The following is a 21958-nucleotide window of genomic DNA, read 5'->3' on the forward strand; positions in this document are numbered from 1 at the left end:
TATTGAGTAGTTTGTATTTTTAGTGCTAATATTTTATTAATTAAATATTAAAACTAAGTTATAAAAATGAATATGTAATTTTTGTGCTATTACATGAATGAAAAGTGCTATTCTGTTTCAATTTATGAAGGTAAATTTGAAATGAATCAAAAAAATATTATTATGAGTACTATAGCGCAAAGACCTGAATTTAAGGCGAAATATGATAATTACATCAACGGAAAATTTACAGCACCGGTAAAAGGAGAATATTTTGATGTTATTTCTCCAATTGACGGAAAAGTGTTTACAAAAGCAGCACACTCCGGAAAAGAAGATCTGGAACTGGCTGTAGACGCAGCTTATGAAGCATTCAAAACCTGGGGAAAAACATCAGTTACAGAAAGAAGTATTTTGCTCAATAAGATTGCACAAAAAATAGAAGACAACCTTGAATATATTGCGACAGTAGAAACCATCGATAACGGAAAACCAATTCGCGAAACCCTCGCAGCAGATATTCCGTTGGCAATTGACCATTTCAGGTATTTTGCAGGCGTAATTCGTGCCGAAGAAAGTTCGATTGCAGAACTGGATTCTCAGACTGTTTCTATTGCTTTAAGCGAACCTTTAGGAGTTGTTGCTCAGATTATTCCGTGGAATTTCCCAATTTTAATGGCAGTCTGGAAAATTGCTCCGGCACTTGCAGCAGGAAATACAATTGTTTTGAAACCGGCAGAAAGTACGCCAATTTCTATTTTGGTTCTAATGGAATTAATAGGCGATATTCTTCCTCCGGGAGTTCTGAATATTGTAAATGGTTTTGGTGCAGAATTGGGTCGCCCGTTAGTAACAAATAAAAAAGTAGCAAAAGCGGCATTTACAGGTTCTACAACTACAGGACGTCTTGTGATGCAATATGCAACAGAAAATATTATTCCGGTTACACTTGAACTTGGTGGTAAATCTCCCAATATTTTTTTCCCGTCTGTAGCAGATCATGATGATGATTTCTTTGATAAAGCGATTGAAGGTGCCGTTTTATTTGCCTTAAACCAAGGTGAAATCTGTACTTGTCCGTCACGATTATTAATTCATGAAGATATTTACGAGAAGTTTATTGCAAAAGTAATCGAAAGAACCGAAGCGATTATTGCAGGAAACCCATTAGATAAATCGACAATGATTGGAGCACAAACATCATTAGTGCAAAAAGAAAAAATCATGTCTTATATAAAGCTGGGTAAAGAAGAAGGAGCAGAGTTGCTGACCGGAGGAGATGAAAATAAACTGGGCGGAGATCTTGAAGGAGGATATTATATTAAGCCAACTTTGTTTAAAGGACATAACAAAATGAGAATTTTTCAGGAAGAAATTTTCGGTCCTGTTCTTGCCGTTACAACTTTTAAAACTACCGAAGAAGCTATCGAAATTGCCAATGATACGATGTATGGTTTGGGTGCGGGCGTATGGACACGTGATGCACATGAAATTTATCAGGTTCCAAGAGCTATCCAATCCGGTCGTGTCTGGATAAATCAATACCATTCATATCCTGCCGGAGCTCCTTTTGGAGGTTATAAACAATCCGGAATTGGTCGTGAAAATCACAAAATGATGCTGGGACAATACCGTCAGACAAAAAATATGCTGATTTCTTACGATAAAAAGAAACTTGGTTTCTTTTAATTAGTTATTATGTTGGTTCGAAAAGGTAAGTTTTTGACTTACCTTTTTTTTGTAAATTTAATTTAAAAACAATACCATGATAAAGAGACTTGATGCCACAGATGAAGCTATTGAATTAATAAAAATTCTAAAAGAAAAACACGGTGATCTTATGTTTTATCAAGCCGGAGGTTGTTGTGAGGGAACGCAGCCACAATGTTTTGAAAAAGGAGGTTATTACCAACGAATGGGAGATGTTTGTATTGGCACAATTGAAGATACAGAATTCTGGGTTGACAAGGATTTATTCGAATACTGGAAACATGCCCATTTTACACTAAAAGTAATTGATGCTTTTGGAGTTGGCGGTTTTTCATTAGAAACCCCATTAAAAAAAACGTTTCAAATAGAATATAGAATTTTTACAGAAGAAGAGGAAAAGGATTTAGAACCGGTTAATTATATTGAGTGAAAAAGGTTCAAAGGTTCTGAGGTGCAAAGCGACAAAGGTTTTCTGTAGAGACGCACAGCAGTGCGTCTAACATATGATATAGAAAATTGGAACGTAGACGCACTGCTGTGCGTCTCTACGATAAACGTTGTGAATTAAACGTTGTGAATTAAATGATGTGAAATAAACGTTTTGAATTAAACGTTGTCAAATAAACGTTATAAAATAAATGTTTTGAAAAAACATCATAAAAAACCTTTGTCCCTTTGCACCTCTAAATCTTTGAACCTCCTTTAGTTAATATACAATAACTGATATTGCTTAGGTGTAATTCCTTCGTGTTTTTTGAATAATCTTGTAAAATAATTGGCATCTTCAAAACCGGATAAATAACAAACTTCATTAATCTGAATTCCGGGATTTCTAAGTAATTTTTTCGCATGTTTTATTTTTTCATTCAAAACATATTCAATCGGACTCATGCCTAGTTCTCTTTTAAAGAAACGATAAAAAGACGCTGAGCTCATGCATGCTTTTTCGCTCAGGCTTTTCATGGTTATATTTTCTTTTAAATTGAGTTTGATGAATTCTGTTACTTCAAAAATTGGATTATTGCTTTGAATTGCAATTCCATCGTCTATAGATTTTACAGTCTGTGTCTGGATGATTCTGATTAACAATTCCTGTAAAGTCAAATCTGCAAGAGCATCTTTTGTGATAGATGTGCTCATACATTCCTTAATAAGTTTATTGACCGTTGTGGCAAGATCTACATTATTATAGAAGAAATAATTTTGGTAATTTAATTGCCAATACGCATCAATACCTTCTTTAGGATAACGTTCGTTTAGAAAATTTAAGGTATCGTTTATTTTAGATTTATCGATTGCTAAAGCAAGGCATTGCGTTGGATTTTTTCGTGATGCTTCCGGAAAATCGATCTTCATTTCTACATTTGACGGAATAACAACTGTTTCTCCGGGCAAATAATCAAATCCGGGTTCATCAAAAAGATGCATTACTTTTTTGCCTCTCAACATACTGGTTACCACAAAATCATTGAATTTTAGCGGAACAAGTTTTGTAGATTCATAGGTTTCAAAAAGATTTAATTCACAATGATTAAGCGTGTAAACCGTCCTGTTCTCGACCAGTGTTTTTAATGATTTTTCATTCGATAATTGAGGAGGATGGATTAAAGCACGTTGATTATTCATTGCGATTAAATTTTAAGTATAGTCTTTAAATTTAATCAAAAAAGAAATAGCAAGCTGATATTTAACGTTTTATTAAATCAATTCTTCAACATGTTTTTTAATGTTTTCGGAGATTTTTTTTGTTGGTAAATCATTTTCATCATCACCAAACGGATCTTCAATTTCTTCTGCAATAAGCTCAAGACTCGCCAGTACATAAAAAATAAAAACAACAACCGGTGCTACAAAATATCCCAGGCTAATCGAGTAGCCAAAAGGCAATGTCATGATATAGAAGAAAATAAATTTTTTGATAAAAGCGCTGTACGAGTAGGGAATAGGCGTGTTTTTTATTCTCTCGCAAGCTCCGCATATATCTGTAAAAGATTGTAACTCTTCGTTTAAAATAATCAGTTGATCTCCGGTTATTTTTTTAGCTTCATACAAATCATTAATTTTATGAAACATCATTCTTTTTACCTGATTGGGTTTGTGTTTATGATGGTCAATTTCTAAATCTACATCTTCAAAAAGCTGTTTGCTGGTTTCAGAATCATGAAGATGTTTTTGGAGGATAGACGCATAAGTAGGAATAAATTTTCTAAAGAATTTCCGATCACTTTCATCCTTAAGCATGGCAGAAAGTTTAATAGCCAGATTTCGACTATTATTAACCAGACTTCCCCATAATTTGCGACCTTCCCACCAGCGATCATAAGCAGTATTGGTTCGAAAAACAAGCAATAACGAAATTACAAAACCAAGCATTCCGTGCATGATTGGAATATTGTGGATATAATCATTTTTTCCAATCTTGAAATATTCAACTTCGAGATAACCAACTAAAGCAGAGTAAACTCCGATGGCAATCATAACCGGAAGCAACTTTCTAACGGTATCTGATTTATGAAAATGGAAAATAAAAGTAAACCAATCTTTGGTATTATATGAGATCATTAAGTTTGTTTTGAAACAAATTTACTTTAAAAATTAATATTTCCTGCTAATTCTTTTAAGGCAATTTCAGATAATTTAGCTTCGTATTGTGCATTGCTGTAGCGTACTTTTGCATTGACATAATTTAACTGCGCTGTTCTGAAATCAATAGTAGTTATGGTTCCAATTCTGAATTTATCGAGCGTAATATCCAGGTTTTGCTTAGCGATAGCTTCGTTATCTTCTTCCAGGTCAATTAATTCAAGATTGGTTAAATACGTTTGAAAAGCCGTACTCAATTGTGTATCTAAAATCATATTTTGCTGTTCGATTGCAATTTGTGTATTCTCAATTTGCAGTTTTGCTACCTTTTCATTTCTATGCTGATTAAAACCATCGAATATGTTTAGCGATGCATTAAAACCATAATTAAAACCTTTTGACGATGCTTCGCTTGTAAATCCTAAACTGGACTGAGTTTCTGAAAAATTATATCCGGAAGTTAAGTTTACTACAGGATATCGATTTGCTTTGACTTGTTTGAGTTGTAATTCGGCAATTCGTTTGTTTATTATTTGCGACTCTAAAGCTGGATTTTGCTTTTTTGCCAAATCCATTAAATCAATCAAAACCAATTTATTATCAACAGTAACCTGATTTGTAACGGTAAAATTAATTTTAGGATCGCGGGCTAAATACTGGTTCAGTAAGATTTTAGCATTTGCATACGATTCTTTCTGTCTTAATAAAGCCACCTGATCAGAGTTTAAATCTACCTGAGCATTTAAAACCTCTAATTTGGATGCTTTTCCTATAGAAAAACGATTTTGGGCAAGGGTTAAACGTTGTTTCGAGATTACGATTGTAGTATCTAATGCAGATAATTGCTGTTGTTGTTGTACCAGATCATAATAAGCAGAATTTACCTGACCAATTTTGACTAAAATGGTTCTTTTAAGTTCTGCATCGCCTAGTTTTTGCAATTCTTTCAGCTGATCCAATCTCGCAAACATTCTCATACCGTCAAAAACTGTCCAGCCTAAACTTACACCATAAGTCAAACTGTTGTTTTTAGCATTGTTTAATGATGTTGATGTTCCGTCCTGACGTGTCTGGGATGAATTAGTAACGCTGTTATTATCTGTAACTGATGCAGTTGCTACTGGCAGCATTCCTGCATTTCCTACAGTTACATTGGTTTCGCTGATTTTAGTATTGTTTTTGGCAATCTTAATTTCAAAATTATTTTCTAATGCTATTTTCATAGCATCTTCAATCGTTAAAACTTCTTGTGCGCTGCTTTTTGCGATACAGAACAAAAATAAAACGATACTTACTAATGTTGTTTTAGTTTTCATGTGATGAATTGTTAGCTGCGAATTAAGGTTTAAAACGAAATTCGCAGCTTCTATATTATTTCAAATTTAATATCAATTATTTACTGTCTCTTTCATATTCTTCGATATGATCAAATTCCGGATAATGTTTCCTGGCTTTAGACCACATTAAATAAATAGCAGGAATTACAAAAAGTGTTAATGCAAGAGAGAAAATAGTTCCTCCCACGATTACAACTCCCATCCCGATTCTACTTGTCGACGCTGCTCCAAGTGACATCGCAATTGGCAATGCACCTAATGCAATGGCTAAACTGGTCATCAAAATAGGACGTAAACGTGCCTCTGATGCTTCAAGAATAGCTTCTAATTTTGGTTTTCCCTGTTCTCGTAACTGATTCGCAAATTCTACAATCAAAATACCATTTTTTGTTACCAGACCAATAAGCATTACGGTACCAATCTGGCTAAAAATATTCCAGGTCTGATTGAATAACCATAACGAAAATAAAGCTCCTGCAACTGCCATTGGCACTGTTAAAATGATAATAAGCGGATCTATAAAACTCTCAAACTGAGCGGCAAGAATCAGGAATATAAGCAATAATGCTAATCCAAAGGCGAAAGAAGTATTAGAGCTACTTTCTACGAAATCTCGCGATTCTCCACTTAAATCCGTTGTAAAACTCTGATCCAGAACTTTAGTTTTAATTCTGTCCATTTCTTCAATACCATCACTGATACTTTTGCCCGGAGCTAAACCTGCAGAAACAGTAGCAGACATATATCGGTTGTTGTGGTACAATTGCGGCGGATTACTTTGTTCTTCTACTTTTACCACGTTATCCATCTGGATCAACTGACCTAATTTGTTTCTCACAAACATAGAAGTTAAATCCAATGGTTTTGAACGGTCTTTTTGATCAAACTGACCAATTACCTGATATTGTTTTCCGTTTTTAATAAAATAACCAAAACGTTGTCCGCTTAAGGAAAGCTGCAAAGTTTGTGCGATATCCATAATCGATATTCCTAAACTCTCTGCTTTTGCACGATCAATACTTACGTTGATTTCAGGTTTATTAAATTTTAAATTCACATCTGTAGTCGAGAAAACATCACTTTTACCCACTTCATTCATGAAAACCGGAATTTTTTCTCTTAGTTTTTCAAAAGTCGGCGCCTGAATAATATACTGAATTGGCAAACCTCCACGTCTGTTTACAGAAATTGTAGGCTGCTGAATTACAGATGTTTTAGCATTTGGGTATTTTTTAGTCCACTTGGTTAATTTATCAGCAATATCTTTTTGAGACGTTATTCTTTCATCCGGTTCTTTTAACGAAAGCCTGATAAAACCTGAATTGGTCGCAGAACCTCCGGAACCTCCGGCAGTAATTACTAAACTTACTTTTTTCTCTGAAATAGAATCATCAACCAGTTTTGACATTTCCTGCATAAAACGATTGGTATATTCATAAGATGAACCTTCAGGAGTTGTCATACGCATCGTTACAGAACTACGGTCATCATAAGGAGCAGTTTCTTTGGGAAGTATCGTAAAAAATAAATATATCAATCCAAAACAGGCAATAAGAATAGGGAATGAGATCCATTTTTTATCCATAAAACGACCTAATGAAGCTGCATATCCACTATTTAATTTTTCGAAAAAAGGTTCGGTTTTAATGTAGAATTTTGATTTCTTTTGTTCTCCGCCTTTCATTAAATAGGCATTAAGCATTGGCGTTAAAGTCAGGGAAACAAAGGCAGAAATTAATACCGCAGCACCAATAACGACTCCAAATTCCCGAAAGAGTCGACCAACGAAACCTTCTAAGAAAATTACAGGTAAAAATACCGCAGCCAATGTTACCGAAATCGAAATTACAGCATAGAAAATTTCGTTAGAACCTTTAATTGCTGCCTCAATTGGCGACATTCCTTCTTCGACTTTTTTAAAGATATTTTCTGTAACTACAATTCCATCATCTACAACCAGACCAGTTGCCAGAACAATTGCTAATAAGGTTAATACATTGATCGAAAAACCAAAAAGCCACATGATAAAAAACGTAGCAATTAACGAAACCGGAATATCTATTAAAGGTCTGAACGCAATTGCCCAGTCTCTAAAAAACAAATAAATAATGATGATTACCAAAATAATCGAAATTCCTAAAGTTTCAGCAACTTCTAGAACTGATTTCTTTACGAATAACGTATTATCAAGCGCAATATTCAGTTTAATATCCTTGGGAAGATCTTTCTTTAAAGCGTCGTATTTTTTGTAAAACTCTTTTGAAATATCCAGATAATTAGCACCGGGCATTGGTACGATTGCCAGTCCAATCATTGGAAGTCCTGACGAAGTTAACGAAGTTTCGATGTTTTCAGGACCTAATTCAGCACCGCCAACATCGCTCAAACGAACAATTTTATCTCCGTCTGTTCGAATAATGATATTATTAAATTCTTCCGGTTTAGAAAGATTTCCAATTGTCTTTACAGTCAATTCAGTATTGTTTCCGGTTAATTTTCCGGATGGTAATTCTACGTTTTGTGCATTTAAGGCATCTCTAACATCAGAAACCGTACAGTTATAGGCATTTAATTTTACAGGATCAATCCATAAACGCATCGCGTAACGTTTTTGTCCCCAGATCTGAACACCACTTACTCCCGGAATCGTTTCTAAACGTTGCGAAATAACATTTTCGGCATAATCGCTTAATTCCAATGAACTTCTGCTGTCGCTCTGAACCGTCATCGAAATAATAGATTCACTATCTGCATCTGCCTTAGAAACTACCGGCGGTGCATCGATATCCTGCGGTAAACTTCTAACAGCCTGCGAAACTTTGTCACGAACATCATTTGCTGCTTCTTCTAAGTTTTTATCTAAATTAAATTCGATTGTGATATTGCTGCTTCCCTGATTACTTGATGAAGTTATATTTCGAATTCCGTCAATGGCATTTACGGCTTTTTCAAGAGGTTCCGTAATTTGCGATTCAATAATGTCAGAATTGGCTCCCGTATAATTGGTTCTGATAGAAACCTGCGCCGGATCAATTGATGGAAATTCTCGAACACCCAAAAATGTATAACCAATGAAACCGAATAAAATAATCAAAAGATTCAGTACAATGGTTAAAACAGGTCTTCTTATACTTGTAGTTGATAAACTCATGTGAGATTTTAGATTTTAGATTGTTGATTTTAGATTGTTGATTTCTAATATCTATGTTAAAGACTTATAACTTTTGGCTTAAAGACTTTCAACTTTAGGACTATTTAACTGTAACTTTTATCGGAGACTCATCTTTTAAGGACATAACGCCACTTGTTATCAAAGTATCACCAGCTTTTAATCCTGATAAAATCAAAATTGAAGCGTCAGTTCTTGTTGTCGCATCTACTTTTATTTCTTTGGCTTTGCCCATATTGGCAATGTATACTTTTTTACCATCTTGTATCGGTACAATCGCTTCTGTAGGAACTACGATAGCATCTTTGATAATATTTAGAGGTAATTTTACATCAGCAAAAGTTCCCGGAAATAATTTTCCGTCGTGATTATCTGCAATTGCGCGAATTTGTAATGTACGTGTTGCTACGGCCACTTCTGGTTCTATGGCGTATATTTTTGCAGTATAAGTTTTATCAGATCCTGAAACATTGAAATCTATTACAGAACCGGTTTTTACTTGTGCAGCATATTTTTCAGGAATAGAAAATGTAATTTTTAATTTGCCTGTGTTAACCAGTTTTGCCACCAAAATTGTTGGTGTAATATAAGTTCCGGGAGAAATAGAACGCAAACCAATTTTTCCTGAAAAAGGAGCTTTTACAGATGTTTTGGCAATTTGAGCCTTAATTAACTGGCTTTGTGCCTGAGCAGATGCGTGGTCTGCATTTGCAACATCAAATTCTTCCTGACTAATCGCTTCTTTTTGAAGTAGCAATTTAGCTCTTCTTTGGTTTTCTGCAGTCAGGCTTTCTTTTGTTTGGGCTTGTCTTAGTTGTGCCCTTAATTCAATATCATTTACCTTAAAAAGTACCTGACCTTTATTTACGTAACTTCCCTCGTTGAAATAGATTCCTTCAACAATTCCTGAAACCTCACTGTGAATTTCTACTTGTTCATTTGCTTCAATAGATCCTGATAACGATAAGTTATTATCAAAAGTAGCAGTTTTAACTACAATTCCTGTTACTGATGTTGGTTTGTCTTTGTCTCCGAATTTTTTAGAATCTTCGTTTTTCTTTTTGTTAGAAACTATTCTGTAGGTTATAAATCCTCCGACACAAATAATCAGTAAGGCATAAATAAGGTTTTTTACTTTCATAAAATTGAGGTAATATTTTTTTTTTGGTAATGTGTTTTTTGTAAGCTCACAAAATTAACTTTTTGAAACGAAAACTAAAGATGTTAGGTTTTATTTAACACTTGGATAATATTAATTTTAAACGTCTTTTAACAGTAAAATAAGCCAGCTTTTTGTAATTAGACTTTAGTTCCGAAAAAAGGTTTAAATCAAATCTTAATTATTTTAAATTAACTGCGATTATTTATTGTGTGATGTTAAAAGTTTGTATTAAAATCATTTTTAGTAAATATATACCTATAAATATGTTTTTTAAATTGCATTTTACGTAAGTTATTTAGTATTTAAAAAAAAGTTTGCATTTTGACTTATTTTTTTTGCACTTTATCGATTTTATTCGTAACATTGATAAGCTTAAACAAAATGATCCGTTTTTTGTGAGAATAGTAATGTTTTTGGTGGTTAAGCGATAAAATGTGTAGGTTTTTTATTTGTTTTTAAGTTAAAGTTATTAAATACTGGAATAAATCATTTAACAATCGTTTAAACATTTTCTGTTCTAAATCAAAAACTATCTTTTTATGCTAAGAAAACTACTTGTTGGCTTATGGATGTTATTATTGTGTGTTGCTATTTCTGCTTTATTCTGGAAAAACGAATTTAAATACAGTTTACCCACACCAATCCCCAAAAATTACCATGAGATAGCCATGGGAAGTAAAATTGATTTAAAATGCTGTATTACTGACAGCAGACCTATTTTTATTCATTTTTTTAATCCGGATTGTCCTTGTTCCCGTTTCAATATTCCTCATGTAAGCGGACTGATTAAAAAGTATGGCGATAGAATTAATTTTAAAATCGTTGTACTGAATAAAGAAAAAGATTTTTCGATAGAAGAAATCCAGAAAAAATTTGATGCTAAAATTCCGGTATATTTTGATAACGGGATTGCAAAAAGTTGTGGGGTATTCTCAACACCTCAGGCAGTTATTATCGATGGTTCAAGAAGTTTGTACTACCGCGGAAATTATAATAAAACAAGATATTGCACAAACGCAGACAGTAATTATGCGCAAATAGCAATCGATTCTCTATTAAAACAAACCAAGTCCCCTTCGTTTGATGCTTTAGCTCTTAGAGCTTATGGATGCTCATTGCCAAAATGCACTAAATAAATCTATTCCTAACCTAATCATTTAATTTATGAAAACAAAAGCCAGTTTGAACGAACAAGATTATCTGCACAATTTTATGTCTACCATGACACAAAAATCAGATACGATTATTAATTATGTTCTTGCAGTTTATTTCCTTCTCGGGATTGCCTTATCTTTTAAATACGACACATTTGAAATTGGGGTTGGAGTAGGGACTTTGAATGTTCTATTGTATTATTCTGCAAAATTTTTTATTAAAAATTCTAATTTTTATCAATACGTTTTATCAGTCGTTCTGGCGATTTTTATGGCACAATATATCTACCAGATGCACGGTTTATTTGAGATGCATTTTACGGTTTTTATTGCCAGTACCATTTTAATTATTTATCAAAACTGGAAACTTCAAATTCCGCTTACGCTTTTGGTAGTCCTGCATCACGCAGCTTTAGCCTATATGCAAAACTTTATTTACACTGATCCAAAAGGATTACAGTTGTATTTTTCTCAGGTAAATTTTGATTTGGAAACCCTGATTATCCATGTTGTTTTAGCAGCAGTTGTTTTCTTTATGAATGGTTATTGGGCATATTATTTTAAAGAACACAGCCAAAAACATATTTCTAAAATTTCTGATGAATATGAGTTGGAAAACATCAAACTGGCATCGGCAAAATACAGTTCAATGAGCGCTACAAAAGATTATAATGACTTTATACACAGAACAACTCTGGATTTAAAATTGCCTGTAAACTCAGTTCTTAAACTTATTGATGTTTCAAAAGGACATACAGATAATGATAAACTGTTGAGTTACCTGGAAATGATGAGAGAAAGTGCCAAAAAAATCGATGATCTTGTCAATGATATTCACGTTAAATCGACTAATACCAGAGGTCAGAGTTAATCTTAGAGAGAAAAGAGCTTAATTAAAATAATACTTTATAAGCCACAATTGTACGCAATTACAATTGCATATTAATTTAAAATACAAAATTTATGGATACCAGAATTAATCGCCCAACGCCATCAGACAGAGAGGTTGATTGGAATAAAACTAAAGTATTATTAAGTAAAACAGATATTAAAGGAACAATTTTATACGCAAATGAAGCTTTTATTGACGTTTCAGGATATGATGAGCATGAACTAATTGGACAGCCTCATAATGTGGTACGCCATCCTGATATGCCAAAAGTGATTTTTAAATTTTTGTGGGACAGTATTAAGTCCAGTGAAAATATTCATGTGGTTATAAAAAACATGTCGAAAACCGGAAGGTATTATTGGGTTGTAACCGATTTTAAAATTATTGCAGATGGCGATGGAGAAATTGCCGGTTATTTTGGTACCAGAAAATCTGTTCCTGAAGAAATCATCGTCAAGTTTATAGAACCTTTGTATAAAAAACTGCTTCATATCGAGGAAGTAAGCGGTCTTGGAGCCTCAGAAGATTATTTAATTGGTTTTCTGGAAGAACGCAAAAAGACCTATATGGAATATATCGATCACTTGATTGCTACAGGAAAAGATGATAAAAATAAAATAAGCAAAGGACTTTTTAGCGGTTTATTCGATAAGAAAGCGCCACCTAAAAAGTAAAAACTGTCAAATAAAATAGCTTCATTGTATAAACTATTTCAATCTTAAAAATTTGTCCCCCAACAAATCTAAATCACCTTAGAACATAGATATTGATTTTTTTTAATGCAGTGAAGTTTTTTTTTCTTAAGTTGCTAAGTTACTAAGGTTCTAAGGATCTAAGTTTTTATAAACTCAGAATCTTAGTAACTCAGAACCTTAGTACCTTAACTAATATAATTCCAAATATTTTTCTTTTTTGTTAATTCTATAAAAACCGCTTTTAGTACGGCATGTTCCGGTTTTTGTAATGGTCCGTCTTCTTTTAAGATTTTCATGGCATAATTTCGTGCCAGACTTAAAATATCCCTATCGCGAACAATATCTGCAATTTGAAGGTTTAAAACACCACTTTGTTGCGTCCCCATTAAGTCTCCGGGACCACGAAGTTTCAGGTCGACTTCGGCAATTTCGAAACCGTCATTAGTCTGAACCATTGTTTCCATTCTGGTTTTACTGTCAGAACTTAATTTATGGCTGGTCATTAAAATGCAATAACTCTGTTCAGCTCCACGACCTACGCGACCACGCAATTGGTGCAACTGCGATAGTCCAAAACGTTCTGCACTTTCGATAATCATAACACTCGCATTTGGTACATTTACACCAACTTCGATTACGGTTGTTGCCACCATAATATTGGTTTTACCTTCAGAGAAACGTTTCATTTCGGCGTCTTTATCAGCAGGTTTCATTTTTCCGTGTAAGATAGAAATCGAATATTGCGGTAACGGAAAATCGCGTGATATACTTTCGTAACCATCCATTAAATCTTTGAAATCCATTTTTTCGGATTCCTGAATTAAAGGATAAACAATATAAATTTGTCTGCCCAAAGCGATTTCATCCTTTAAGAACTTCCATACTTTCAAACGATTGCTGTCAAATCTGTGAACGGTTTGGATGGGTTTTCGACCCGGAGGCAATTCGTCAATTACAGAAATATCTAAATCACCGTACAAACTCATCGCTAAAGTTCGCGGAATAGGAGTGGCGGTCATCACTAAAACGTGTGGCGGAATTTCGTTTTTCTTCCACAATTTAGAGCGCTGTTCTACACCAAAACGATGCTGTTCATCAATTACTGCTAAACCCAAATTTTGGAATTTTACCTTGTCTTCTAGTAAGGCATGAGTCCCAATTAGAATATGCAGACTTCCGTTTTCGAGTTCTTCGTGAATAATTCTTCGGGCTGCAATTTTAGTAGAACCGGTTAATATTTTTATGTTGATATTTAATGTCTCAGCCAACTCTGATAATCCAATAAAATGCTGATTTGCCAGAATTTCTGTTGGCGCCATCAAACACGCCTGAAAACCATTGTCTAAAGCCAGAAGCATGCTCAAAAAAGCAACAATAGTTTTTCCGGAACCCACATCTCCCTGCAACAACCTGTTCATTTGAGCATTACTGCCCATGTCTGCACGAATTTCTTTTACCACTCGTTTTTGCGCATTCGTAAGATCAAACGGCAAATGATTTTGATAAAAATTATTAAAATATTCACCCACTTTTGTAAATGGATGTCCTTTTATTTTATGTTTCCTGATCAGGTTTTTAGTAATCAATTGCAATTGAATAAAGAATAATTCTTCAAATTTCAATCGAAATTGGGCTTTCGCCAAAGCATCAGTACTTTTAGGAAAATGTATGTTGAATAAAGCGGCTCTTTTTGAAATTAGTTTTAATTCCTCGATCAAATATGGCGGAAAAGTTTCTGTAAACAGCGCTTGCGTTTCAATAAACAATTGCTCCATCATTTTATTAATGGTGCGGTTAGAAATTCCTCTGTTTGCTAAGGTTTCTGTTGAAGGATAAACGGGCTGCATCGCTGATCGAAGACTTTTTTCGTGATCGCTCAGCAATTCAATTTCCGGATGTGCCATACTAAACTGACTTCCGTAAACGGAACATTTTCCAAAAATAACACAAGGTACATTCAGTTTTATACTCTCTCTGATCCATTTATGTCCCTGAAACCAGTTCAGATCAATTTGTCCTGTATCATCTACAAAAACAGCAACGAGACGTTTCTTGTTTTTAGCAAACTCAACGGTTTTTATATTGATGATTTTTCCAATAATCTGAACTTCTGTACCCGTATTTTGAAGCTCATTGATCTTATAATATCGAGTTCTGTCAATATATCTATTGGGAAAAAAATTAACTAAATCTATATATTTATGAATGCCCAGCTCCTTACGAAGCAATTGTCCACGATTGGGACCAACGCCTTTTAAGTATTCAATTGGGGTTTCAAGAAGATAGTTAGACATTTTATTTAGACAGTTAATCTTAGACTATAAAAAAAGAGAATAGAGCATCTTGAGTCTATTTTCTTTAATTTATTACTCTTTTATTTTTTTAGAAAAGCGAAGATAGATTTTAATTAGGAAATTTGAAAGTGTATTGTTTTATTATGCTTTTATTACTTTAGGCGAAGGTTTTAAAATTTTTAATATTAACTTACCGTTAATTTAATAATCTGATACGCAACTATTCTAATAAATGAGCATCTTTATACTAATAACTTTTAAACCTTAAAAAATGAAGAAAATTGTACTTTTATTGGTGTTTGCTCTTGCGCTTGCTTCTTGTTCAAATAATGATGCTGACGATGTTGTTGTAGTTTCTGATTATTACGGAAAATGGAATCAATTTGCTGAAGCTCCGTATGCGAATGATCCGTCGTCAACACAATTTTCGTATCAGTTTAATAAAGATAATACTTTTACCAAGACAAGAAATTACGATAATAAGATTACAACTTTGTCAGGAACTTTTGAGATAAAAACCAATGAAAATTCAACCGTTTTTGTATTGACTTACAAAGAAGAAAATTTTTTAATATCCAGTTGTACCGGAGGTTTGACAGAAAGTTTTACTTTGGATAAAAACGGACATTTAAATGATAATGCTGGCATGTGTGATCGTTATGGGAAATACAAAAAAGCAAAATAAAAAACGTAAGTTTGCTAAAAAAATACTAATAAATGGCAACTCACTTAGCACTTTTACGCGGCATCAATGTTTCTGGTCACAATATGATGAAAATGGAAGCTTTGAAAGCTATGTTAGAAAATATTGGTTTTCAGAATGTGAGAACGTATCTGCAATCCGGAAATGTTTTTGTAGATTCTGACGAAGAAAGTGCGTCGAAAGTTGGTTTTATGATCAAACAGGAAATTTTCAAGGTTTTTGGACATGAAGTTCCTACGATTGTTATTGCTAAAGAAGACTTGGAATTGTGTTTTAAAAACAATCCATTTCTTAAAGAAAAAGAAGTCGATACCAAAAAACTTTATGTAGCTTTTGTGTCAGTTGCTTTAAAAAGTGAGAATATAAACGACTTGAAAATCAGTCAGTTCAAACCGGACGAAGCAAGTATCGACGGAAACAGAATTTTTATTAAATATGCCGTTGGTGCAGGAAAAACAAGGTTTGATCAAAAATACATTGAGAAAAAACTAAATGTTACGGCAACAATTAGAAACTGGAATACCGTTACAAATTTATTGAATATGTATGCTGAATAATTTAATTAGGAAATGATAATCTTGTAATTTTCTCATTAATCTCTCAGCCATTTTAGCATTTCAGGAAAAGCAGGTTTCCCTTGTTCAAGAGCACGATCTTGCGATAAACAAAGTCCCATCCATTCCAGAAAAGGTAAACCAATATAGTTTTTAGCACTAAAATTAGAAATAAACCAATCTGATTGGTTTTTATAACCATTGGGATGAAACACAAATTCCAGCGGTAATTTTAGATGTGTTAACGCAGCAAATGACCATAAAATTGCACCTATTTCTTCGGCTTGAGTTGGCCAATCCGGAGAGATTTCACTAGTTCCTGCTAATTTCCTTTCGGCAGAACTTGTTACTGCTAAATGTCCCGCTTCATGCAGGATATCTCCGGGATATAGTAATTTATCATAATCGATATAAAGACAATTTGGTCCTAAACTTAATCCGGGTAAAAAAGTATCATCTAATTTTTTTTCAATTATATCTATTCCTATTTCGTTTATAAAGGATATAATTTTCTGTATTTCTAGACTTGCTTTTACAGACATACTAATAAATTTTCAGGTGAATTAATATTTTAGATAATCAGGCAGTAACTTATTTTTCAATGGATAGAATTGGTGTTCTTTTTAAAAAGATGGTATCGGCATTATGAATACTTCCTTTTCTGATTCCGCCGCCAAAAGGGTTGAATAATTCAATGTGTTTTTTGTCATAACCTTCTTTGCTAATTACTTCATTTACAATTAAAGGCGGCGCTTCATACCCAACAAAAGTAAGCTGGGAATAACGCAGTTCTTTTAATTGAAAATAACCGTTAACATTTGTTAGATTTTCTCCCACTTTACAGTTTTCAATAGGTTTTCTGGAAATAGAATCATAAATATATCCAACAATTTGAGGTCTTTTGCATCTACTGGTCAAACAGCTTTGGCAAACAAAACCAATTATAAGCAAAAGCAATAAAGGATATAATTTTTTATAACGTTGTATTTTCATCTTCTATTAAATTAAGTCACAATACCAAAATCCAAAATCAAATGCATCGCTGGCAGTTGTATCGCAAGCAGTATTTGTAGAATCTTGTGTTTTTGGCTTTTCATATTTGCGGTAAACGATTTCGCCAATTTCAAAATTTATTGGTTGTGAAAAAATAGGTCCGTCAAAAGTAAAAGTATGAAATTCACCATTTTCTCCGCAAACGTCTACATTCTCCGGTAAGTCATTTATGAATTCCTGATCTATGATTCGACCAACAAAGCTTTTATCGAGATAACGCTCGTTAACGCAGACCACAATAGTTTTAAAACCAAGCGATATAAATTCCTGAATTAAATCGTGGGTTGGGATTTTCCAAAGAGGGAAAACACCTTTAAAACCAATTTTAGCCAGTTGATCTTCGCGATATTTACGTAAATCTTCCAGAAAAATATCCCCAAAAACAGAATATACAATGCCTTGATTTTTAAAATCGATTAAGGTTTCGTTCAGTACATTTTCATAAACTTCCATCGTAGGCATTTCAGGAACCTGCATAATTTTAAGAGGTAATCCAATGCTTTTTGCCTGCGCCTCAAGTAACTCAACACGAACGCCGTGCATCGAGATTCTCTGAAATTGCTGATTGACACTCGTTAGTAAATATTCTATTTTAAAATCAGGATTTTGTAGTGTTTTGTATAAAGCCAGAGCAGAATCTTTCCCGCTGCTCCAGTTAAATATTGCTTTTTGAGATGTTGGCACGTTGTTATAATTTTCTATGGTAAACTTACAAATTTCATTCGATTTGTTAGCGAAACCTTTGTAACTTTGGGTTTCTTACACGCCAAAAAATGACATTATTTAAAGATAAATTTAAAATGGATTCAAATAGATTGAAAAACTGGGATTATTCTAGCTCAGCAATTTATTTTATCACATTGGTTACTCAAAATAGAGAATGTGTTTTTGGATCTATTATGCAGGATAAAATGATTTTAAATAAAAATGGTCAAGTTGTAGAAAATGAATTGTTGAAATCTATAAAAATTCGTAAAAATTGGTTTTTTCATAATTGGATCGTTATGCCAAATCATATTCATTTATTGATAGAAATTCAAAACAACGAGATTTCTACACAAACAAATAATCTACACACCCAGATTGAACGATCGCAAATTGAACACAAACAAATTGAACGCCAACAAATTGAACACCAACAAATTGAACGTTCGCATATTGTAGAGACGCACAGCAGTGCGTCTACGCCCGGCACATCGACAACAAATATCGCGTCAAATATTGGGTTAAACGTTGCGGAGACGCACTGCTGTGCGTCTCTACGGAATAACCATGAGAATAACCATGAGAATAATCACGCGAATAAATATGGAACTGTATTATATCGAAAACCCAATTCTATTTCATCATTTGTTGCTATCTTTAAATCGGTAACAACAAAACAAATAAATGGTCTTGATTCTATATGGCAATCAAATTATCACGATCATATTGTTCGCAATCATAAAACTTTCGAAACTATTTATAATTATATAAAAACCAACCCATTGTCTTGGGAAATGGATTCTATGAAACTTTAATTATCAATGAAATACATCTTTCTATTTATTACCAGTTTCGTTTTTGCGCAACAATCCCAATTTGTCGATTTTAAATCGGTTAATGGGCAATTAAAATTAAATCCTTCAGATAAATCAGTTTCCGGAGTAGTCGATTATCAGTTTGAAGTTTTAAAACCTGTTGATACTATTAAAATCGATGCTAAAAACATGGAATTTTCTAAGGTTCAGATTGATAATAAAGATGTAATTTTTATTAATACAGGTAAGGAACTACAAATTCTGAATAACTTTCAGAAAGGCGAAAATCACTTAACTTTCGAATATTCGGTTAAACCAAAACAAGCATTGTATTTTGTTGCTATTCAAAATAATGAAGTACAAATCTGGACACAAGGGCAGGGAAGATATACCAGTAACTGGTTTCCGAGTTTTGATGATGTCAACGAAAAAGTTGTTTTTAGTTTAGGAATAACGTACGATAAAGAATATCAGGTAATTTCTAATGGAATCTTAAAAGAAAAGAAACCGGAAGGAAATGAAATTCATTGGCAATATAAAATGGAGAATCCAATGAGTTCCTATTTATTAATGCTGGCTATTGGCAAATATGATAAAAAGGAATTCAGGGCAAAATCTAAAATTCCGTTAGAATATTATCTTGAAAGTAAAGATGCAAATCGTTTTGAACCCACTTATCGCTATTCGAAACGTATTTTTGATTTTCTCGAAAAAGAAACAGGAGTAAAGTATCCCTGGGAAATTTACAGAGAGATTCCGGTTCGTGATTTCTTGTATGCAGGAATGGAAAATACCACAACAACACTATTTGCAACACGTTATGTGGTAGATTCAATAGGTTTTACAGATCGAAATTATACAAATGTCGATGCACACGAATTAGCACATCACTGGTTTGGTGATTTGATAACGGCAGAAAGCAGCACACATCACTGGCTTCAGGAAGGTTTTGCAACTTATTATGCTGCATTGGCAGAAAGAGAAATATATGGCGATGATTTCTTTTATTCGAAATTATATGAAACCGCTCAACAAATAAAATTTGCCTCAAGAACAGATACAATTCCCGTTTTGAATGCTAAAGCAAGTTCCTTGACTTTTTACGAAAAAGGTGCTTGGGCATTATTTGTTTTGCATGAATCTATTGGCGATAAAGCGTTTAAAAAAGCGATAAAAAGTTATTTAAAAAAATATGCTTATCAAACTGTAAATACGCAAAACTTCTTTGATGAGATTAGAAAAGTATCTGATTTTGACTTGGATACATTTCAAAAAACCTGGTTAGAATCTACTGCTTTTGATACGCCAACAGCAAATGCTTTATTGAGTAAAAACAAAGCAATTCAGGTTCGTTTAGAAGTCGATAAATTAAAGAAAACTCCTTTAGCAGAAAAAGAAGCGTTCTTAAAAAACACTTTAGAATCTAATGTTTATGAAACCGTAAAAGAGGCAATTGTAAATCAAATAGAAACTGAAAAATACGAAGTTAAAAAAGAACTTTTGCAAATAGCTTTAAATACAAATAATGTTCAGATTCGTCAGGCTGTGGCAGGTTCTATGTCAAAAATCCCTGAAGATTTCAGAACTGAATATGAGATTTTATTAGACGATAATTCGTATCAGACACAAGAACTTGCTTTATATTATTTATGGAGGAACTTTCCGGATCACCGCACAGAATATCTGGATAAATCTAAAAGCTGGATTGGTTTTAGTGACTATAATCTTCGCACTTTGTGGCTTTCACTGGCTTTATCAACTGCAAATTATTCGACGAATCCTGAGACATTAGTTTCAGAATTAATTGACTTTTCTTCAACTAAATACGAAGCAACTACACGACAAAATGCACTTGAAAAATTAATCGCTTTTAAAATTATTAACGATCAGGTTTTGAGTAATTTAGTTAGTTCAACAACGCATCATATGTGGCAATTTTCGAAATTTGGAAGAGATACAATTCGATTATTATTAAAAAATTCAGAAATGCGTGCTTCGTTTGAAAGAATTTTGCCTAATTTGACCCCCGATGAACAATTCCAGTTGAGTCGTTTGTTGAAAGAGTAGAGAGGGAAGATGCAAGAGAATAGAATAAAGAGAATAGAAGCAAGAAACAAGAAGAAAGATGCGAGAAGAAAGAGAATAGAGTAAAGATTTCACGATTATAAAAGTCTTTGTTCTTTACTCTTGATTCTATCTTCTCAAAAAAAATATCCAAAAACAAAACCTACATTAATATTTATGAGAGCATTGGTTATTTCTGGTGGAGGAAGTAAAGGCGCGTTTGCCGGCGGCGTAGCGCAATATTTAATAGAAGAAAAAAATCACGAATATGATCTGTTTATAGGCACTTCTACCGGCAGTTTACTTATTCCGCATTTGGCCCTTGGTCACATAAAAAAAATTCATTCCGTTTATACCAATGTTACTATGGCGAGTATTTTTAATATTTGTCCGTTCGTTGTTAAAAATAAAGACGGAGTAGATATTGTAACTATAAATCACTTCAATGTATTACGTCAGTTTTTTAAAGGAAAAAGAACTTTTGGAGAAAGTAAAGGACTAAAGAAATACATCAGAAATAATTTTTCGTTATCAGATTTTAATAACTTGAAAAAACTGAAAAATGATGTTGTTATTACAGTCACCAACTTCACTAAAAACGAATCAGAGTATAAATCCATAAAAGATTGTACCTACGAAGAATTTTGTGACTGGTCCTGGATTTCCAGTAATTATGTTCCGTTTATGAGTTTGGTAGAGAAAAATAATTATGAATATGGCGATGGCGGATTTTCGAGTTTAGTTCCTATTAGAGAAGCAATTAACCGTGGCGCAACCGAAATTGATGTTATTATTCTGGAAACCGAAGTAAATATGACTAAAACGGTTATTGGTAAAAATCCGTTTTCGTTAATGATCGATTTGTTTAGAATTGCCTTAGATCAGGTTGAAAAACATGATATTGCGATAGGAAAACTGATGGCAAACAATAAGAATGTAAAGCTTAACTTATATTACACTCCAACAAAACTGACAGATAATGCTCTTATCTTTAATAAAGAAGTTATGAAAGAATGGTGGGAGCAAGGTTATGAATATGCTCAGAATAAGTCTGAAGTTATGAGTGATAACAGGGTTTAAGTTGTTGGT

At 33.3% G+C, this 21958-nt stretch carries 19 protein-coding genes; 10 read left to right on the forward strand and 9 right to left on the reverse strand.

Annotation, left to right across the window (positions count from 1 at the left end):
- Nucleotides 1–162: 162 nt before the first annotated feature.
- Entirely contained in the window at nt 163–1668 is a 1506-nt protein-coding gene (locus ASF10_RS19825; protein WP_056253771.1) for an aldehyde dehydrogenase family protein, read from the forward strand.
- Nucleotides 1669–1744: 76 nt separating this feature from the next.
- Nucleotides 1745–2119 carry a DUF779 domain-containing protein gene (locus tag ASF10_RS19830; protein WP_056253139.1) on the forward strand — a complete coding sequence of 125 codons (375 nt, stop codon included), beginning with the start codon at nt 1745–1747 and terminating at the stop codon, nt 2117–2119.
- 272 nt (nt 2120–2391) lie between these two features.
- On the opposite strand, the gene ASF10_RS19835 is transcribed toward ASF10_RS19830, so the two are convergent.
- The 5 genes from ASF10_RS19835 to ASF10_RS19855 form a co-directional block, all read right to left on the reverse strand.
- Nucleotides 2392–3315 (reverse strand): AraC family transcriptional regulator, encoded by a 924-nt coding sequence (locus ASF10_RS19835; protein WP_056253142.1) that lies wholly within the window; start codon nt 3313–3315, stop codon nt 2392–2394.
- Nucleotides 3316–3387: 72 nt separating this feature from the next.
- Nucleotides 3388–4251: a bestrophin family protein gene (locus ASF10_RS19840; protein ID WP_056253144.1), complete on the reverse strand. Its 864-nt coding sequence runs from the start codon at nt 4249–4251 to the stop codon at nt 3388–3390.
- A gap of 26 nt (nt 4252–4277) precedes the next feature.
- Entirely contained in the window at nt 4278–5588 is a 1311-nt protein-coding gene (locus ASF10_RS19845) for a TolC family protein (RefSeq protein ID WP_056253147.1), read from the reverse strand.
- A 76-nt stretch (nt 5589–5664) separates the two neighbouring features.
- A complete protein-coding gene (locus ASF10_RS19850) occupies nt 5665–8760 on the reverse strand; it encodes an efflux RND transporter permease subunit (protein WP_056253150.1) in 3096 nt (1031 codons plus the stop codon).
- A 100-nt stretch (nt 8761–8860) separates the two neighbouring features.
- On the reverse strand, nt 8861–9919 hold the full coding sequence (locus ASF10_RS19855) for an efflux RND transporter periplasmic adaptor subunit (protein WP_056253152.1): 1059 nt from the start codon (nt 9917–9919) through the stop codon (nt 8861–8863).
- A 560-nt stretch (nt 9920–10479) separates the two neighbouring features.
- On the opposite strand from ASF10_RS19855, the gene ASF10_RS19860 reads away from it, so the two are divergent.
- The 3 genes from ASF10_RS19860 (at nt 10480) to ASF10_RS19870 (ending at nt 12660) form a co-directional block, all read left to right on the forward strand.
- Nucleotides 10480–11076 carry an AhpC/TSA family protein gene (locus ASF10_RS19860; protein WP_056253154.1) on the forward strand — a complete coding sequence of 199 codons (597 nt, stop codon included), beginning with the start codon at nt 10480–10482 and terminating at the stop codon, nt 11074–11076.
- A 28-nt stretch (nt 11077–11104) separates the two neighbouring features.
- The gene (locus ASF10_RS19865; protein ID WP_056253157.1) at nt 11105–11965 is read left to right on the forward strand and encodes a hypothetical protein; all 861 of its coding nucleotides are present in this window, start codon (nt 11105–11107) and stop codon (nt 11963–11965) included.
- A gap of 92 nt (nt 11966–12057) precedes the next feature.
- On the forward strand, nt 12058–12660 hold the full coding sequence (locus tag ASF10_RS19870; protein WP_056253160.1) for a PAS domain-containing protein: 603 nt from the start codon (nt 12058–12060) through the stop codon (nt 12658–12660).
- A 206-nt stretch (nt 12661–12866) separates the two neighbouring features.
- On the opposite strand, the gene recG is transcribed toward ASF10_RS19870, so the two are convergent.
- Nucleotides 12867–14975 (reverse strand): ATP-dependent DNA helicase RecG, encoded by a 2109-nt coding sequence (gene recG, locus ASF10_RS19875; RefSeq protein WP_056253163.1) that lies wholly within the window; start codon nt 14973–14975, stop codon nt 12867–12869.
- 271 nt (nt 14976–15246) lie between these two features.
- On the opposite strand from recG, the gene ASF10_RS19880 reads away from it, so the two are divergent.
- Together ASF10_RS19880 and ASF10_RS19885 are read left to right on the forward strand one after the other, a co-directional pair.
- A complete protein-coding gene (locus ASF10_RS19880; RefSeq protein ID WP_056253165.1) occupies nt 15247–15660 on the forward strand; it encodes a lipoprotein in 414 nt (137 codons plus the stop codon).
- A gap of 32 nt (nt 15661–15692) precedes the next feature.
- Nucleotides 15693–16235, forward strand: coding sequence for a DUF1697 domain-containing protein (locus ASF10_RS19885; protein ID WP_056253169.1), 543 nt, complete (start codon nt 15693–15695; stop codon nt 16233–16235).
- 35 nt (nt 16236–16270) lie between these two features.
- Here the strand turns inward: ASF10_RS19885 and ASF10_RS19890 are convergent, their stop codons facing one another.
- The 3 genes from ASF10_RS19890 to ASF10_RS19900 are packed head-to-tail and all read right to left on the reverse strand — an operon-like array spanning nt 16271 to nt 17969.
- The gene (locus ASF10_RS19890; protein WP_056253172.1) at nt 16271–16774 is read right to left on the reverse strand and encodes a hypothetical protein; all 504 of its coding nucleotides are present in this window, start codon (nt 16772–16774) and stop codon (nt 16271–16273) included.
- 49 nt (nt 16775–16823) lie between these two features.
- Nucleotides 16824–17225 carry a hypothetical protein gene (locus tag ASF10_RS19895; RefSeq protein WP_117611396.1) on the reverse strand — a complete coding sequence of 134 codons (402 nt, stop codon included), beginning with the start codon at nt 17223–17225 and terminating at the stop codon, nt 16824–16826.
- Nucleotides 17226–17231: 6 nt separating this feature from the next.
- On the reverse strand, nt 17232–17969 hold the full coding sequence (locus ASF10_RS19900) for a diphthine--ammonia ligase (protein ID WP_056253175.1): 738 nt from the start codon (nt 17967–17969) through the stop codon (nt 17232–17234).
- Nucleotides 17970–18058: 89 nt separating this feature from the next.
- Between ASF10_RS19900 and ASF10_RS19905 the strand changes: the two genes are divergently transcribed.
- The 3 genes from ASF10_RS19905 (at nt 18059) to ASF10_RS19915 (ending at nt 21949) form a co-directional block, all read left to right on the forward strand.
- Nucleotides 18059–18805, forward strand: a complete 747-nt coding sequence (locus ASF10_RS19905) for a transposase (protein ID WP_056253179.1) — start codon at nt 18059–18061, stop codon at nt 18803–18805.
- A gap of 6 nt (nt 18806–18811) precedes the next feature.
- Nucleotides 18812–20872 carry a M1 family metallopeptidase gene (locus ASF10_RS19910; RefSeq protein WP_056253181.1) on the forward strand — a complete coding sequence of 687 codons (2061 nt, stop codon included), beginning with the start codon at nt 18812–18814 and terminating at the stop codon, nt 20870–20872.
- Nucleotides 20873–21046: 174 nt separating this feature from the next.
- Nucleotides 21047–21949: a patatin family protein gene (locus ASF10_RS19915; protein WP_056253778.1), complete on the forward strand. Its 903-nt coding sequence runs from the start codon at nt 21047–21049 to the stop codon at nt 21947–21949.
- Nucleotides 21950–21958: the final 9 nt, after the last annotated feature.

Origin of the sequence: Flavobacterium sp. Leaf82 (genome assembly GCF_001422725.1) — a bacterium.
In the GTDB taxonomy this organism is placed as follows: Bacteria; Bacteroidota; Bacteroidia; order Flavobacteriales; family Flavobacteriaceae; genus Flavobacterium.

Coding starts and splice junctions, on each gene's coding strand:
- ASF10_RS19845 (WP_056253147.1), bottom strand. CDS start 5,588: ATGAAAACTAAAACAACATTAGTAAGTATCGTTTTATTTTTGTTCTGT.
- ASF10_RS19870 (WP_056253160.1), top strand. CDS start 12,058: ATGGATACCAGAATTAATCGCCCAACGCCATCAGACAGAGAGGTTGAT.
- recG (WP_056253163.1), bottom strand. CDS start 14,975: ATGTCTAACTATCTTCTTGAAACCCCAATTGAATACTTAAAAGGCGTT.
- ASF10_RS19860 (WP_056253154.1), top strand. CDS start 10,480: ATGCTAAGAAAACTACTTGTTGGCTTATGGATGTTATTATTGTGTGTT.
- ASF10_RS19840 (WP_056253144.1), bottom strand. CDS start 4,251: ATGATCTCATATAATACCAAAGATTGGTTTACTTTTATTTTCCATTTT.
- ASF10_RS19880 (WP_056253165.1), top strand. CDS start 15,247: ATGAAGAAAATTGTACTTTTATTGGTGTTTGCTCTTGCGCTTGCTTCT.
- ASF10_RS19915 (WP_056253778.1), top strand. CDS start 21,047: ATGAGAGCATTGGTTATTTCTGGTGGAGGAAGTAAAGGCGCGTTTGCC.
- ASF10_RS19885 (WP_056253169.1), top strand. CDS start 15,693: ATGGCAACTCACTTAGCACTTTTACGCGGCATCAATGTTTCTGGTCAC.
- ASF10_RS19895 (WP_117611396.1), bottom strand. CDS start 17,225: ATGAAAATACAACGTTATAAAAAATTATATCCTTTATTGCTTTTGCTT.
- ASF10_RS19865 (WP_056253157.1), top strand. CDS start 11,105: ATGAAAACAAAAGCCAGTTTGAACGAACAAGATTATCTGCACAATTTT.
- ASF10_RS19910 (WP_056253181.1), top strand. CDS start 18,812: ATGAAATACATCTTTCTATTTATTACCAGTTTCGTTTTTGCGCAACAA.
- ASF10_RS19830 (WP_056253139.1), top strand. CDS start 1,745: ATGATAAAGAGACTTGATGCCACAGATGAAGCTATTGAATTAATAAAA.
- ASF10_RS19850 (WP_056253150.1), bottom strand. CDS start 8,760: ATGAGTTTATCAACTACAAGTATAAGAAGACCTGTTTTAACCATTGTA.
- ASF10_RS19855 (WP_056253152.1), bottom strand. CDS start 9,919: ATGAAAGTAAAAAACCTTATTTATGCCTTACTGATTATTTGTGTCGGA.
- ASF10_RS19835 (WP_056253142.1), bottom strand. CDS start 3,315: ATGAATAATCAACGTGCTTTAATCCATCCTCCTCAATTATCGAATGAA.
- ASF10_RS19905 (WP_056253179.1), top strand. CDS start 18,059: ATGACATTATTTAAAGATAAATTTAAAATGGATTCAAATAGATTGAAA.
- ASF10_RS19825 (WP_056253771.1), top strand. CDS start 163: ATGAGTACTATAGCGCAAAGACCTGAATTTAAGGCGAAATATGATAAT.
- ASF10_RS19890 (WP_056253172.1), bottom strand. CDS start 16,774: ATGTCTGTAAAAGCAAGTCTAGAAATACAGAAAATTATATCCTTTATA.